General features: G+C 42.7%; 8 protein-coding genes. 4 read left to right on the top strand and 4 right to left on the bottom strand.

Annotated elements, in window-relative coordinates; genetic code table 11:
• The first annotated feature begins 100 nt into the window (after positions 1-100).
• Entirely contained in the window at positions 101-1,735 is a 1,635-nt protein-coding gene (locus V7K84_RS11390; RefSeq protein ID WP_334838115.1) for a PRC-barrel domain-containing protein, read from the top strand.
• Positions 1,736-2,056: 321 nt separating this feature from the next.
• Positions 2,057-2,776, top strand: a complete 720-nt coding sequence (locus tag V7K84_RS11385; RefSeq protein WP_334838114.1) for a Uma2 family endonuclease — start codon at positions 2,057-2,059, stop codon at positions 2,774-2,776.
• A gap of 104 nt (positions 2,777-2,880) precedes the next feature.
• Here V7K84_RS11385 and V7K84_RS11380 read toward each other — a convergent pair whose 3' ends face one another.
• Both V7K84_RS11380 and V7K84_RS11375 read right to left on the bottom strand, forming a co-directional pair.
• Positions 2,881-3,735 (bottom strand): HIT family protein, encoded by an 855-nt coding sequence (locus V7K84_RS11380; protein WP_334838113.1) that lies wholly within the window; start codon positions 3,733-3,735, stop codon positions 2,881-2,883.
• Positions 3,736-3,816: 81 nt separating this feature from the next.
• Positions 3,817-4,641 carry a Uma2 family endonuclease gene (locus tag V7K84_RS11375; protein WP_334838112.1) on the bottom strand — a complete coding sequence of 275 codons (825 nt, stop codon included), beginning with the start codon at positions 4,639-4,641 and terminating at the stop codon, positions 3,817-3,819.
• Positions 4,642-4,790: 149 nt separating this feature from the next.
• Between V7K84_RS11375 and V7K84_RS11370 the strand changes: the two genes are divergently transcribed.
• Positions 4,791-8,528: a HEAT repeat domain-containing protein gene (locus tag V7K84_RS11370; protein ID WP_334838111.1), complete on the top strand. Its 3,738-nt coding sequence runs from the start codon at positions 4,791-4,793 to the stop codon at positions 8,526-8,528.
• 310 nt (positions 8,529-8,838) lie between these two features.
• Here V7K84_RS11370 and V7K84_RS11365 read toward each other — a convergent pair whose 3' ends face one another.
• The gene (locus V7K84_RS11365; RefSeq protein WP_334838109.1) at positions 8,839-10,995 is read right to left on the bottom strand and encodes a polyribonucleotide nucleotidyltransferase; all 2,157 of its coding nucleotides are present in this window, start codon (positions 10,993-10,995) and stop codon (positions 8,839-8,841) included.
• A 101-nt stretch (positions 10,996-11,096) separates the two neighbouring features.
• Complete coding sequence (locus V7K84_RS11360) at positions 11,097-11,642, bottom strand: GNAT family N-acetyltransferase (RefSeq protein ID WP_334838108.1); 546 nt, start codon at positions 11,640-11,642, stop codon at positions 11,097-11,099.
• 143 nt (positions 11,643-11,785) lie between these two features.
• Between V7K84_RS11360 and V7K84_RS11355 the strand changes: the two genes are divergently transcribed.
• A complete protein-coding gene (locus tag V7K84_RS11355) occupies positions 11,786-16,486 on the top strand; it encodes an SNF2-related protein (RefSeq protein WP_334838107.1) in 4,701 nt (1,566 codons plus the stop codon).
• Positions 16,487-16,511: the final 25 nt, after the last annotated feature.

Below are 16,511 nucleotides of genomic sequence, written 5' to 3'. Positions count from 1 at the left end.
AGGCAAATACAGTACAAAACGTATTAAATTTAACTCTAGTCTTTCTGGTTAAGCTTTCGTTACATAGTTAGAAATTTTCCCGCCCACCTACTTATATATAATGCTTAAAGGTAGTGATGTTATCGATAAAGTGGTCGTCACCTACGACACAGGTAAGAAAATTGTCCGAATTATAGATTTAATTTTTGATCGGGAACGCAATCAACTTTTGGGTTTTCTCGTTGCAGAGAAGGGACTGTTTCGAGACGCAAAAATAATTCCCCTACAAGAGGTACAAGCGATCGGGTCAGATGCGATCGTAGTTAACTCGAAAGAATCTGTTGTGAAGGCATATCGTGTCCCTGTAATTAAAGAGATTCTGCACCAAAATATCGTGCTGAGAAAAAAGAGAATTCTGACTACAGAGGGACTCGACCTCGGTGGATTAGTCGATTTGTTCTTTGATGAGCATAGTGGACTGGTGGAAGGATACGAAGTTTCTGGCGGTGTATTTGCCGATGCTTATTCCGGGCGATCGTTCGTTCCTGCTAGCGAAACACTGAAAATTGGTGACGATGTTGCCTTTGTACCTCCAGAAACTGCTCAACTGATGGAAGAACAGGTTGGTGGTATCCGAGGAGCAGTTCAGGCAACTGGAGATAAATTGCAGGACTCAGCCCAGACTACTAACCGCAGACTGCAAACAGCAGCTCAAACTGTGAATGAGCAACTGCAAAGCTCGGTAGAGAAAGTGAACCGGGGGCTACAGTCAGCAAGCCAGAATGCAGGTGAGCAATTGCAAGCTGCAACTGATGCTACTGGCAGCAAACTCCAAGACTTCAATCGAGATGCAACTGCCTCCCTGACAAACAATTTGGTCGATCCTGCCGAACAAAAGGTATATGTGATTGGCAAGTGTCTCGATCGGGATGTGCTGACTCCAGATGGGAATGTACTGCTACTAAAGGATCAAGAAGTCACCCTAGTCAATGCAGAAGCGGCCGATCGCCTGGGTATCCTTGATGAACTCTATCGAGCCACGGGTGGCAGTCTGACTGCCAACATCAGCCGCAATTTACAAGCAGCAACAGCATCTGTTGGCAATCGAATTGGCAGCGTAACTCAGAACAGCACCGCTAGTCTGCGTCACTCAGTTGATTCCTTGACAGCAAATGTGGCGATCCAGCAGGCAAGAGGGCGTAGAGTCCTGCGAACAGTGCGTACTGACGATGGCTTAATTATTGCGGCATCTGGGCAGATTGTGACAGAATCCCTTGTCGATCGCGCTCAGATTTACGCTAAAGAAGCAGAATTGCTGAACGCTGTCGGTCTGAATCTGGCAACCGCAGTCCGTTCTACTGCAAGTGACAGATGGTTAGAAAACAAAGTTCAACTGGGCGATCGAGCAAGCATCGCTCAAGAGAATCTCAACACTTTCTGGCAAGCCTTGAAAGCGAAGGCAGAAAAGTTACAAGGACGCAGCAGACGGGCAATGAAAAATCAACGGATTGAACAAGCATTGGGTCGTCCAGTTACCCGTGTCATTCTTGACCCAGAAGACAACGTGATACTGAATGTAGGTGAATTGATTACACATCGCGCCGTCAGTCAAGCTGAAACAAGTGGAGTTCTGAATATCTTACTAAGTTCGGTCTATAGCAAGGAGCCGCAAATCTCTGACAAGGAGTTACGTGCTTCAGAACATGGAACAGCAGCCTTAGTACATCATGGTAATGGGCGAGCGATCGCAACTTGAATCCAAATCGATCTTGTGACTTTGGCCATAAAATAATCAAACAAGATGGTTATTTATCGCGTGCAAGTAAATTATGTAGGGGACTTCCAACAAATAAATTACTCAATCTTGTGGGGTGGGCGACACGAGAACCCTTGTATATCGGCGCTCGTGTTGCCCACCCCACAAGAAGTAGTTGAGTATTTTTTTATTTGGAAGTCCTTAGAACAAAAATATGCACTAACGACTGATTTCTGCGAAGACATCGCTAGCAGATAAATCGCTATAATTCTGGTGAGCCAAATAGAGCCAAATATCCTTTGAGTTTTGGGGAAACCAGCCATGTTAGAGTACAACTTGCCAAGGTACTTGCCCTCAGCCGAGGAACTACCAGACTCTGATGAAACGCCTGTGGATAATGAACTGCAAGAATTAATACCAGGCTTGCTGAAGGCGATTCTGCTGATACTTTGGTCAGAACGCATGGATTGGCTCTTTGCCATAGATATGGGTATTTATTATCACCCCGACAAACCGCCCATTGTGCCAGATGGGTTTTTGAGCTTAGGGGTAGAGCGGTTTTATGATGAGGAACTGCGTCCCAGTTATGTGCTGTGGGATGAAAATGTTGTACCGATTTTCGTCCTAGAAGTAGTTTCCCAAAATTATCGCAAGGAATATACTAGTAAATTGGCTGAATATGAGGCTTTGGGTGTACTTTATTACGTAATTTATTCCTCTCGTCGCCGCCGCAAACCGCATCTGGAAGTACATAAGTTAGTTAATGGTAAATATGAATTGCAAGAGGTAAACCCTGTTTGGCTACCAGAAATTGGCTTAGGAATTGGTTGCGAAAGGGGCAACTATTGCGGCGTAACGCGGGAATGGATGTATTGGTATGATGAGCAAGGACAACGGTATCTCACGCCCGCAGAACAAGTAAAACAAGAGACACAACGCGCTCAACAAGAAGCACAACGCGCTCAACAAGCAGAACTTCGGGTGCAACAATTGACAGAACAATTAAGAGCGTTAGGAATAGATCCAGATAATCTGGGTTAACTGAAATATTTTGCCATATTTTCAACAAGACTGAAAATCAGGTTTTTCAGATTTATGCATTTGCCATAAATCAAGATTTGCTACTGGAAGCTTTCAGTAAAAAACTATTGCTTTTTAGGAATAACGTTCCTGATTCCACTTTTAGAGCCAACAGTATCACCTTTGTAACGAGGGATGATATGAATACTGGCGTGCATAATATTTTGACCTGCGGCTCTATTGATGTTCATTCCTACATTAAAGCCATCGGGTTCAAATTCTGCTTTGAGAATTTCTTGTACTTTGTTCACCATGAACCAGCAAGCAGATTGTTCTTTAAATGGTAGTTCAAAATAACTACCGACATGACGTTTGGGAATAATCAAAATATGTCCTTTGCTTATAGGATAGCCATCAAAAATAGCATAAGCAGTTGCTGATTCAGTTAATAGTTTGAGACTTTTATGAGGATTACAGAATATACAATAATTAGATGAATTACGCTGATGATTATAGTGAATGTACTCATATAACTCACGATGCTCATCTAAACAAAGTGAAGTAAAAGGAAGTTTTACAAGACATTGATAGGTAGGCTTTTTGTGGACATAATGTTCTCGAAATCCTTCTCTTTTGATATCCCTTCTCACAGCATAATAAGCTTTGCCTCCTGGTTTTAATAAATGTGATATTTCCATAAGAACATTAGTTTGTTCTTCTGTAAATAAAACATTTAAAACATAAAAGCAAATTATTGTATCGAATTTAGTATCAGGATATTCTGGAAAATAATAAGGGTCGTAGCCTGTAATATCACAGCCTTTTTGGCGCAATATTTTAACATCATTACCAAGACCACAGCCAAAGTCTAGTATTTTGCCTTGGAGAAGGTTTTGATTTAATAAAAACTGTGCCGGAAATGATAGATAATTTCTTTCGATCGCAGTAAGATGGCTGAACTGATTTTTTTGCTGTTTCATGGAATGAATTTTGGTGCTGATGTACCAAAATTATTATTCCCAGCATTTGTTAGGTTATGCGATATCTACAACGGGTTACGCCTACGCATCAGGGTCAATACCTAGCTCACGTAACTTAGCTGCTAATATATCAGCACGCTGGCGTTCCTGTTGGGCGCGTTGGCTTTCCTGTTGGGCGCGTTGGCTTTCCTGTTCAGCACGTTGGCGTTCTTGTTCAGCACGTTGACGTTCTTGTTCAGCACGTTGACGTTCTTGTTGGGCTTGTTCACTACTCCACAACAGCAAATTTCCTTCTGTATCCCACCAGCGCAGCCAATTCATGGTTTGGCATAATCTTTCACCTTGCCAAATTCCGAGAAATAACTCTAACTCAGGAATCCAGTAACGTCCATTAGCGTCTGCTTGCTGCAAAGTATATTGTCCATTTTGCAAGCATCGTATTTCTATGCTTGGTTCGTAAGGGTCGTAGGTTACGTAGGTTGGAACTTGGAGAATCTTTTCGTAATAATAGAGTTTACCGTAGGGTGGAGTTGAACGGACTGAGAGTTCTCCCCCTTCTGTGTCTGAAAGAAATTCCATCACCACAGCCACAGCAGCGCCTTCTAAATTCGGGGTATAACTGCGACGAACTACATTTGTTCCCACAGACTGCACTTGAGGAACATAAAACCAGTCTGGGGCTTTGACAACGATTTTTTTGTTGACTGTGGCTACAAGTCCAAAATTAGAGCCAATCAGCATCTGGGGTTGGATGCGTGCTGCGGTTCCCAAAGCATCGGTAAGCGCAGCAGCGATCGCAGGTTGTTGAATATTTTCCACTGGATCGTCTGGTAAAATGAAGTCGGCTGGAAGTGCTTCCCAAGTAACAATTGGTTCTTTTTGGATGGGGTTAACTTGTAGAACCATAAAATTACTCCTAATATCCATGCACACTATATTAGTTATTTTTAACAAATCTTCAGCCAGCATCGCTTTTAAGTTAAAAACCCACAAATCTGGAAAGATTTCTCTGGCGGGTGTATATACTCGTAGTCAAGCACTTAGCAGGCGTGAGTATGATAGTTGAGTGGTTCACTCTCTGGATAGGTCAAAAAGCGGTTGGATTTCTTGTCAAAACTATTATTAGCGAAGAATTTTTCAAAGATTTAGTCAAGGACTACGCTAAAGATTTTTTCAAAAATATCTTTAATAATGCTGCAACCGCTCCCTTCAAGCAAGAACCGCTTCAGAAAGCTGTAGTTATGGCGCTGACAGAATTTTTGCAAGCGATGCAGCAGCAGTTAAAGGTTCGTTGCAGACTTTCTGAAGCTGAGATTCAAAATTACGCTGAAGATATCAATAAATTTATCCGTGATAAATCGGTTAAAGAAATTCTTGGTCAGGCTTTTGATATTAAATGTGATTCTCTAGATTTTAAAACACTAGCAGATAGTTGGAAAAGACTTCAACTCCAACCTCTACCACCTAAATTAAACTGGCAAACAATTATAGAACAGTATCTCATACAAGTTCAAGATATTCTTTCGGATTCAGAAGAGTTACGCTATATCTTGGAACTTCAAAAATTATCCAGTATTGATAAGACTTTAAAAGAAAACGCTGATATTCCCAAGGATTTTAATTTACCGCAATATTTAGAAACTATTCGTGAACGCTACGGCAATCTGAAGTTAGATAGTTTAGAAACTACATCCCGCGAACATCCGGTAAACTTATGGCAAATGTTTATCCCGCAAAATGTTCGTCAAGTTTATCAGGTTTTACCCGAACTGCCTAAAGAACATCTCCGCAGGTTACAAGAAAGTAACCAATTAGATGCGGAATTTGAAATAGAAAAGCTCCAAGAGGAAACAGAACGTTATCAACGCACTTATTTTGAACAGCCAATCCGTTCAGTATTAGATGTGCTCCGAGATAAGCAACGTAAAAATTATTTAGTTATTTTAGGCGATCCTGGTTCTGGTAAGTCTACATTGTTGCAATATCTAGCGTTGGATTGGGTAGAAAAAACTCTCGAACAGAATGATTTTAATCTGCCAATTCCTTTGCTAATTGAATTACGCAACTATATGCGCGATCGCGATGCGGGTAGTTGTAATAATTTTCTCCAATTTTACCATAATAGTCCCAATTGTTTTTATCACCTCAATCAGCATAAATTGCATGAGCAGCTAAAGGCTGGTAATGCTTTAGTCATGTTTGATGGTTTGGATGAAATATTTGAATTGGCGAAGCGGGAGGAAGTAATTACCAGTATTCATCGCTTCACTAATGAATATCCCGATGTGCAGGTTATTGTCACTTCTCGGATCATCGGCTATAAACAGCAACAGTTGCGAGATGCAGAGTTTCGCCACTTCATGTTGCAAGATTTAGAACCAGCACAGATTCAAGATTTTATCGAACGTTGGCATGATAAAACTTTTAGTCAAGCCGAAGAAAGAGATAAAAATATCAAACGTGAGCGACTGCAAAGAGTAATTAATGAATCAAAAGCAATTGCAGAACTAGCACAAAATCCTCTGTTGTTAACCATGATGGCAATTCTCAATCTCAAGCGAGAATTACCCAGAGATAGAAGTGAACTGTATAAAGATGCTTCAGAGGTTTTGCTGCATAATTGGGACGACGGACGCAATTTAAAGCCGGATGAACGTCTGGACATTATTGATTATAAAGATAAACAAGCAATGTTGCGTCAAGTTGCTTATCAAATGCAAACCAGTGAAAAAGGTTTAGCTGGCAACATTATCTATGCGGATGATTTAGAAACAATCTTCACTAAATATCTGCAAAGCATACCAGTGAGTGATGCCAGAGATAAAGCCAGACGGTTGATGAAACAACTGCGCGATCGCAATTTTATTTTATGTTTCTTGGGTGCAGATTACTATGCCTTTGTGCATCGGACATTTTTAGAATATTTCTGTGCTTGGGAGTTTGTCTGGCAGTTTGAGAAGGAACGCAGTATTACAATTGAGTTTCTCAAAACAGAAGTTTTTGGCAAACACTGGCAAGATGAAACTTGGCATGAAGTATTGCGGCTAATTGCGGGAATGATTGATGCGAAATTTGTTGGTGAAATTCTTGATTACTTAATGGTGCAAGATGGGGAAGAGGAAAAGTTTATCAACCTGTTTTTAGCGGCTAAGTGTCTTGCAGAAGTGAGAAATCGCTCGGTGATTGCGTCAATGGCTAATAAATTACTTAACGAGCTACAAAGCTTAACTAAATATGACCTTTGGTACTATTACAGAGCCGATCAATATGAAGAAACTAAGTTAGTTCAGAAAATTCGCACTCAAGCAGTTGGAACAATCGCCGCAATTTGGAAAGATAACAGCAATACCTTATACTGGCTCAAAAACCGCGCCACTACTGATAATGCATGGGATGTACGAGGTGCAGCCATCAAAGCATTAGTCAGCAATTTCAAAGATGATCCAGACACCCACTCGATTCTCAAAGACCGCGCCACTGCTGATAATGCATGGGATGTGCGACGTGTAGCCATCGAAGCGTTAGCCAGCAATTTCAAAAATGATCCAGACACCCACTTGATTCTCAAAGACCGCGCCACTGCTGATAATGCATGGGATGTGCGAGGTGCAGCCATCGAAGCATTAGCCAGCAATTTCAAAGATGATCCAGACACCTGCTCGTTTTTCAAAGACTGCGCCACTGTTGATAATGATAGGAATGTGCGACGTGTAGCTATCAAAGCATTAGCTAGCAATTTCAAAGATCACCCAGATACCCGCTCGATTCTCAAAGACCTCGCCACTGCTGATAATGCATGGGATGTGCAAGGTGCAGCCATCGAAGCATTAGCCAGCAATTTCAAAGATGAGCCGGACACCCGCTCGTTTCTCAAAGACTGCGCCACTGTTGATAATGATAGAAATGTGCGACGTGCAGCCATCGAAGCATTAGCCAGCAATTTCAAAGATGAGCCGGACACCCACTCGATTCTCAAAGACCGCGCGACTGCTGATAATGATGAGGATGTACGGCGTGCAGCTATCAAGGCATTAGCCAGCAATTTCAAAGATGACCCAGACACCCGCTCGTTTCTCAAAGATCGCGCCACTGTTGATAATGATAGGAATGTGCGACGTACAGCCATCGAAGCATTAGCTAGCAATTTCAAAGATGAGCCGGATACTTGCTCGTTTCTCAAAGACTGCGCCACTGCTGATAATGATAGGAATGTGCGACGTGCAGCCATCGAAGCATTAGCTAGCAATTTCAAAGATGAGCCGGATACTTGCTCAATTTTCAAAGACCGTGCCACTGTTGATAAATCTGGTGGTGTGCGACGTGCAGCCATCGAAGCATTAGCTAGCAATTTCAAAGATGAGTTGGATACTTGCTCAATTTTCAAAGACCGTGCCATTGCTGATCAATCTGGGAATGTGCGACGTGCAGCTATCCCAGCATTAGCCAGCAATTTCAAAGATGACCCGAATACCCACTCGTTTCTTAAAGAACGCGCCACTGCTGATAATGATGGGGAAGTCCGACGTGTAGCCATCCAAGCATTAGCCAAACACTTCAGGAATCACCCTGAGTTGTTTGAGATTTACTACAACTGCGCTGTGAATGATTCCTTTGAAGGTAGTCATGACCCCTGGTCGCACCCCAACCCTCGGCGCATTACACTGGAGATAATTATTAAGCAATTTCCTCAACATCCCCAGACTCTAACACTGTTACGCGATAAAGCAGAGAATGACCCAGATGAGCAAGTGCGAAAGTTTGCTCAACAGAAGCTGGCAGAATTAGAGAAGTAAAAGAGTTTTAAAAATATGAACAACACAGAAGTTCGTTAACAAATCAACCAATATCTAGATGGATTGTTTTCAGAACGCCTCGAACTGGTTGCTGACTTCTTAGCTTACCTAGCAGATAAAGAAAGTGAAAATGCTACCCAATAGTTAGTTGATATTCCTGGATTTATTGAATCTTTCGAGAGGGGTAAAAGAAAAGCCTTTAAAATAATTCATAATTCGTAATTTTTCAAATTAGAGAAGCATACGGCGATGCCTTCACGATAGGCATCGCGGATTTTAGATTTAATCTAATCTAAAATCCCAAATCGAGTTACCGATTCACCGCCGCTGCTTCTCTTGCTGCTGCTGCTTGATCTGGGTGAATACCCAAACGAGTGAGATTAATGCGACCTTTGTTATCAATTTCGCGCACTTTGATAATCACTTCATCGCCTACCGCTACTTCATCCTCAACTTTGCCAACGCGGTAGTCAGCTAGTTGAGAAATGTGAATCATGCCTTCTTTTCCTGGCAAGAATTCCACAAATGCACCTATCGGTATAATTCGAGTAATGCGTCCTGCATAGACATCCCCTTCGTGCAACTTGCGGGTCATGCCTTGGATGATATTTCTGGCTCTCTTCGCCTTGTTCTCATCCACAGCGGAAATTGTCACGGTGCCATCATCTTCGATGTCAATTTTTGCACCAGTTTCCTCTGTGATCCCCTTAATAGTCTTGCCTCCAGGCCCGATGACCAAACCAATCATGTCTGAATCAATCTTGATTGTTAACAGACGTGGGGCATAAGGTGAGGTTTCAGTCCGTGGTGTGTCAATGCAGGCGAGCATTTTCTCGAGAATGTGCAACCGGGCTGCTTTCGCTTGGTGGACGGCTTGGGCTATAACCTCCAACGACAAACCAGAGATTTTCATATCCATCTGCAAGGCGGTAATCCCGGTATCCGTCCCGGCAACTTTGAAGTCCATGTCGCCCAAAAAGTCTTCAATGCCTTGGATGTCGGTCAGGACTCGTACTTCGTCCCCTTCCTTAATCAGACCCATTGCCGCGCCACTGACGGGTTTGAGAATTGGTACACCAGCATCCATCAGGGCGAGGGTGGAACCGCAGACTGAACCCATTGAGGTGGAACCGTTGGAGGAAAGCACTTCCGATACGATGCGAATCACGTAGGGAAATTGTTCTTTGGACGGTAACACAGGTATTATCGCTCGTTCTGCCAATGCCCCGTGACCAATTTCGCGCCTTCCTGGGGCACGCATTGGCTTGGTTTCACCGACTGAGAAGGGCGGGAAGTTGTAATGATGCAGGTAACGCTTGTGCTGATCTAGCTGCATGTCATCGTTGAGGTTTTGAGCATCCCCAGGTGTACCCAGAGTACAAGTGGATAATACCTGAGTTAGTTCTCGGTTAAATAAACCGCTGCCGTGGACTCGCTTTGGTAAAACATCAACTAAACAAGAAACGGGACGCACTTGATCGAGTTTACGACCATCAACGCGGACGTTATCTTCGATGATTTGTCGCCGCATGAAGTGTTTGGTAATATCTTTAAAAGTGTTACCAAGTGCCTTCTTATTTGCAGTTGCAGCAACTCGAATGGGGTCTTCTTCTGACAGTTCGGTAATCGTCGCGGCAATTTCATCCTTGACGACATCTAAAGCTGCATCGCGTTCGGGTTTGGTCAAACTAAATTGAGACAGGATTTTCTTAATCTGACCGTTGGCGCGATCGCGGATATAATTTTCGAGTGTCTGGTCTACTGCTGGTGGTGCTTCTTGCACTATTACTAGACCCAATTCGGCAATTAAATCTTGCTGCGCTTTGATTAAATCCCGCACCGCTTCATAACCAAAGTCAATCGCCTCAAGAATATCTCGCTCTGGCAACTGATTGGCTCCCGCTTCCACCATGATCACGCCATGTGGTGAACCTGCTACTATCAGATCCAAATCTCCAGCTTCGGTTTCTGCATAAGTGGGGTTAATAATGAAATCATCTCCCACTAAACCAACCCGCACTGCTGCCATTGGCCCATTAAAAGGAATCTGGGCAATCAGGGTAGCGATGGAAGCGCCTGTAACTGCTAACACATCGGGTGGAACTAACTCGTCCATCGACAGCGTTAAGGCAATAATTTGCAAGTCATCCCGCAACCATGAGGGGAACAAAGGACGCATGGGACGGTCTATAAGACGGCTGGTGAGAATTGTTTTTTCTGGTGGACGACCTTCGCGCCGCATGATCCCGCCGGGAATCCTACCAGCGGCATATAGCCTTTCTTCATAATCTACAGTAAGGGGAAGAAAATCAATGCCTTCTCTGGCTTGCGATCGCGTAGCCGTCACTAAAACGGATGTATCCCCTGATTCTATCAAAACCGACCCACCTGCCTGGGGAGCTAATAGGCCTACTTTCAGTCGAATATCCCTTCCATCGAAGGATATTGACTTATCAACTTCTGCCATTCAGTTTTTTTTCCTTCTCTTTCGCTATTCTCTTTCTGTGGCAATCCTAACATTTATGCCTTATGGCTGACTTCTCGTACATACAAAGATAAACAAGTCGTTCAACACAAAGTGTGATACAAGATTAGCGCATCTACCACCTGCCCATTCTCTAGCTTCGCCGCACCCGGAATTCGCCCAATAATCTCAAATCCTAACGACTGCCAAAGTGTAATTGAAGGTATATTAGTCTCAAAGACCAAATTAAACATCACTGCTTCGTAGCCCAGGTTTGCTGCGATCGAAAGCATAGCCTCTCCCATGAACCGTCCTAAACCCTGACCGCGTAACTCAGGTTGTACAATAAAACCAGCGTTGCAAATATGGCTACACCGACCGGGAAAGTTTGGCTTTAAATAAAACGCCCCTAATATTTCTTTTGGCTTGTGTGTAGGATCTACAACAGATGTCCTGACAACAAAGGCATCCTTGCTTAACCAGTAAGCTGAAAATTCTGTAGGAGAGAGAGGTTGCTTTTGGGGATAGGTTTTACCTTCAACAATTACAATATTGAGTAACGATCTTACAACCTCTTGTTCTTGAGGATGCATATAATCGAGTTCCACTAACATCCCATTTTTTAAGACTTTAATTAGGGGAAAATTCATTATTAACAATGTTTATGTGGAATAATTAGTTAAATATTTATTATATGAGAAACTTGGCTCAGAAATCTTCTTGAGAAGATGCAAAAAGTAGAATAAATGTGATTTTAATTTTAGAGTTTTGGAAAAATATAAGTAGTTAGCAAATGGCGATTTTACACTGTAATTGGTTACTAGAAAATCAAAATGGTTGTTTATTTATTTGGGGGGAAACTTGGCGATCGCCACGAGTGAATTCCGAGTCTAATGGATCTGGTGATATACCACTACATCCATTGGCAATGACATCGGTTGAGTTGAGTGAGTGGTTGCGTTCCCAGAATATGGCAATGACCAACTTCATCCAGAAACCCCAAGTTGCGATGCCTGCGACGGGCAAAGCGATCGCAACTACTGGGCGAGCCTCCAAAGGAGGAGCTACGCTAACGCGCAAAGCCGCCAGTGCGCCTGAGATCGGTTTGCCAACGCACTCTCAAATCATTGCCCTACCAACTTATATCCCAGAAGCTAATAGCGAAGGAACAGCAGCGATTTTCCCTTTACATTCTGCCAGCTTGGGGGAAAATACAGACTCCCCGCAATATTTGCACCCGTGGCGAGTTGAGGGTTTTTGTCTCAACCCCAGCGAAGCGGTAAAATTTCTCGCTGCTGTTCCCTTAAATGCTGCTAAAGGGGAAGATGCCTTTTTAGGTGGAGATTTACGCTTTTGGTCGCAAGTTGCCCGATGGAGTTTAGATTTAATCTCACGTTGTAAGTTTTTACCTACAATTGACCGAGAATCAGATGGTGCATTTGTTGCCAAATGGCAAGTACTCGTAGATAGTGCAATAGATGGAACCCGCCTAGAAAAATTTTCTGCAACCATGCCGTTGGTTTGTCGCACTTATCAAGAGGGATTGGGTGGAGAAGAATTAATAACTAATGCCCCATGCCCAATCTATGTAAACTTCCCCACCGAACCTCAAGAATTACTTTTGGGATTTCTTAACAGTACAATAGATGCCCAAGTGCGAGAAATGGTAGATTCTCAACCTGCATCTTTACCAGCTGGGGTGCGACAGTGGTTGCAAGCCTTAACTAGTGCATCTCATACAGTCAATGCAGATGCTATTGAAGTGGAAAGACTGGAAGCGGCATTGAAGGCTTGGACTATGCCGCTACAATCCCAATTAACTCTTAAAACTCTATTTCGTACCTGTTTTCAACTGCGTTCTCCAGAGTCTGGCGAAACAGATTGGACATTGGCATATTTTCTGCAAGCGGCTGACAATCCTGAGTTTTTAGTGGATGCGGCGACTATTTGGAACAATCCAGTTGAACGATTGGTTTATGAAAATCGGACAATTGAGCAACCACAAGAAACATTTTTGCGAGGTTTAGGGGTAGCTTCCCGATTATATCCAGCGATGTCTGGCGACAAGGCGCAAAGCGCCTACGCACCCAGCTTAGAAACCGAATATCCCCAATCTTCTCGTCTTACCCCCATTCAAGCTTATGAGTTTATCAAAGCTGTAGCTTGGAGGTTGGAAGACAGTGGTTTGGGAGTTATTTTGCCTCCCAGTTTAGCGAATCGTGAAGGATGGGCGAATCGTTTGGGTTTAAAAATTACTGCCGAAACCCCAAAAGGAAAGCAAGGACGTTTAGGGTTGCAGAGTCTACTAAATTTCCAATGGCAATTAGCAATTGGCGGACAGACTATTTCCAAAGCTGAGTTTGATAAACTGGTGGCTTTAAATAGTCCGCTAGTGGAAATTAATGGTGAGTGGGTAGAATTGCGGCCCCAAGATATCAAGACAGCCCAAACATTTTTTACCACTCGCAAAGACCAAATGGCGCTTTCCCTGGAAGATGCTTTGCGTCTGAGTACAGGGGATACTCAGGCGATTGAAAAATTACCAGTGGTTAGCTTTGATGCTTCTGGGGCATTGCAAGAGTTGATTGGGGCGCTAAACAATAATCAGGCGATCGCACCTTTACCCACACCAGCAGGCTTTAAAGGACAGTTGCGACCTTATCAAGAACGTGGTGCTGCTTGGCTATCCTTCTTAGAACGTTGGGGCTTAGGCGCGTGTCTCGCCGACGACATGGGATTGGGTAAATGCGTAGCGAATGATACTCTAGTAAATGTAAATGGACTGTTACGCACAGCCGAGACAATCTGGACAACTCACGCTAGAGAAACAGAGTTTGACGGCGAAGGATTTTGGACTAACCCCACAGAGGAATTAATAGTTAATTCCATAGATGAAACAACGGGCAAAATTATCCCAGCTAATGTCAGGCGGTTGTATCGGCAGCAAGTCTGCGAAAAATTACGAAAAATTACCCTAGAAGACGGTAATAGTATCACTATTACTCATCGTCACAAGCTGCTGACAAGTAAAGGTTGGACAAATAACTTACAGATAGGTGATTACGTTTGTGTACCAGGTAAAACCCTTTGGAATGGGCAACCACAAGACCCTGATTTAGTCAAGTTTATCGCTTGGCAGATTGCTGAAGGGCATGAATTACCCGATGTGGGAAGAGTCACAATATCCCAAAAAGATACCAGAGTATTAGAGGATTTACTCCAAACTTGCCAACGCATCCAAAAGCGCTATAACCTCAAAATTAACAGCCCTAATATCTCTACCTTCCCTAACAGAGTTGCTTCTCTTCGAGTTAATAGCCAAGCCTATCGGGAATTCTTAGAAGCTAAAGGTTATGTTTGGGGTAAACTATCGGCAGAAAAATCTATTCCGCCCTTCATTATGCAGGCAGACTTAGATAGTGTGCGGATATTTTTACAAAATTATTTTGATGCTGAATCTGCTGTTGTTTTGAGTATGGGGAGTATTGAAATTGCTACAGCTTCAACTTTACTGATTCAGCAACTTTCTGCACTGCTGCGTCGTTTCGGCATTTGGTTGCGAATATCACCCAAACTGAAGTGTGCCACGAATGGAACTCGTACTTTACGCACTTACTATATTGGTGTAATTGGAGGAAATTCTGCCCGCAGATTTATCCAAGAAATTGGTTTTAATAACTCAGAAAAACAGAGTAAATTAGAACAACTTTGTCAACTTGTCAGCAACACAAATATTGAAGGAATTCCTGCTTCTGATATGGTTGCCCAAACAGTCATAGCAACGGGACTACCGTTGCGGCATTTTGGGATGCATAATACTGTTTACATTAATGGTTCACAGCAATTTTCTAGAGATAGCTTACAGCGAGTAATAGCTGGAATGAACCGTATGATTAGTGGAGAAGCCCAAGAACAGTATCAGCTACTAAAACCTTCCAAGTGGACAAATCAAACCCTGACGGCATATAGCAACCTAGATGTAGAGCAGTTGAGCTTAACAAGACAGTCTTTACAATGTCTTCTCGACCAAGAGGTATTTTATTGCCGGATAGAATCAATAGAGGACATAGATTATGATGGATGGGTTTATGACTTTGAAGTTAGCGAACATCATAATTTTGTCGCTAACAATATTATTTGCCATAACACTGTCCAATTCATTGCTTTTCTGCTGCACTTGAAAGAACAGGATGCACTAGAAAATCCAACTCTATTAGTTTGCCCAACTTCTGTTTTAGGTAACTGGGAAAGGGAAGTCAATAAATTTGCACCAAGCCTGAAAATTTTGCAATATCACGGTGACAAACGCCCAAAAGGTAAAGCCTTTTTAGAAGCCGTCAAAAAACATGATTTAATCGTTACTAGCTATTCACTGCTTCATCGAGATATCAAGTCATTGCAAAGTGTCTCTTGGCAGATAATTGTTTTAGATGAAGCCCAGAATGTGAAAAACCCAGAGGCGAAGCAGTCAAAAGCAGTGCGGGAATTAGAAGCGACGTTTCGGATTGCATTAACGGGGACACCAGTAGAAAATAGATTGCAAGAACTATGGTCTATTTTAGATTTTCTCAATCCTGGCTATTTAGGCAATAAGCAATTTTTCCAGCGGCGGTTTGCTATGCCAATTGAAAAGTATGGTGATACGGCTTCTTTGACTCAGTTACGTTCATTAGTTCAGCCATTTATACTGCGGCGATTGAAAAGCGATCGCGACATCATTCAAGATTTACCAGATAAGCAAGAAATGACCGTATTTTGCGGTTTAACTGGCGAACAAGCTGCACTTTATCAACAAATTGTCGAACAATCTTTAGTAGAGATAGAATCTGCTGAAGGATTGCAACGTCGGGGAATGATTTTGGCTTTACTAATCAAACTCAAACAAATCTGCAATCACCCAGCCCAATACTTGAAACAAGCAACATTAGAGCCACATAATTCAGCCAAACTGCTGCGGCTAGAAGAAATGTTAGAAGAAGTTTTAGCAGAAGGCGATCGCGCTTTAATCTTCACACAATTTGCTGAGTGGGGTAAATTACTTAAACCCTATTTAGAAAAAAAGCTAGGGCGAGAAATATTCTTTTTATATGGCAGCACCAGTAAAAAACAAAGGGAGGAAATGATCGACCGTTTCCAACACGATCCTCAAGGGCCGCCAATTATGATTCTTTCTCTAAAAGCAGGTGGAGTAGGACTGAATTTAACACGAGCAAATCATGTATTCCACTTTGATAGATGGTGGAATCCAGCGGTAGAAAATCAAGCCACAGATAGAGTATTTCGGATTGGTCAAACTCGCAACGTACAAGTACATAAATTTGTTTGCACTGGCACTTTAGAAGAAAAAATTCATGACATGATTGAAAGTAAGAAACAACTAGCAGAACAAGTTGTAGGTGCTGGTGAAGAATGGTTAACTGAAATGGATACAGACCAACTTCGCAACTTACTATTACTCGACCGCAGTGCAGTAATTGACGATGATGCAGAATAAGTTTGTAATAAGGACTTTAATCCTT

Origin of the sequence: Nostoc sp. (assembly GCF_036917315.1) — a bacterium.
Taxonomy (GTDB): Bacteria; Cyanobacteriota; Cyanobacteriia; order Cyanobacteriales; family Nostocaceae; genus Nostoc.
The sequence above is the reverse complement of the archived record's forward strand: the minus strand, read 5'-3'. Positions and strand labels throughout refer to the sequence as shown.

Excerpts from the sequence above, each read along its gene's own strand:
- V7K84_RS11365 (WP_334838109.1), bottom strand. The coding sequence starts at position 10,995 with ATGGCAGAAGTTGATAAGTCAATATCCTTCGATGGAAGGGATATTCGA.
- V7K84_RS11375 (WP_334838112.1), bottom strand. The coding sequence starts at position 4,641 with ATGGTTCTACAAGTTAACCCCATCCAAAAAGAACCAATTGTTACTTGG.
- V7K84_RS11370 (WP_334838111.1), top strand. The coding sequence starts at position 4,791 with ATGATAGTTGAGTGGTTCACTCTCTGGATAGGTCAAAAAGCGGTTGGA.
- V7K84_RS11360 (WP_334838108.1), bottom strand. The coding sequence starts at position 11,642 with ATGAATTTTCCCCTAATTAAAGTCTTAAAAAATGGGATGTTAGTGGAA.
- V7K84_RS11385 (WP_334838114.1), top strand. The coding sequence starts at position 2,057 with ATGTTAGAGTACAACTTGCCAAGGTACTTGCCCTCAGCCGAGGAACTA.
- V7K84_RS11390 (WP_334838115.1), top strand. The coding sequence starts at position 101 with ATGCTTAAAGGTAGTGATGTTATCGATAAAGTGGTCGTCACCTACGAC.
- V7K84_RS11380 (WP_334838113.1), bottom strand. The coding sequence starts at position 3,735 with ATGAAACAGCAAAAAAATCAGTTCAGCCATCTTACTGCGATCGAAAGA.
- V7K84_RS11355 (WP_334838107.1), top strand. The coding sequence starts at position 11,786 with ATGGCGATTTTACACTGTAATTGGTTACTAGAAAATCAAAATGGTTGT.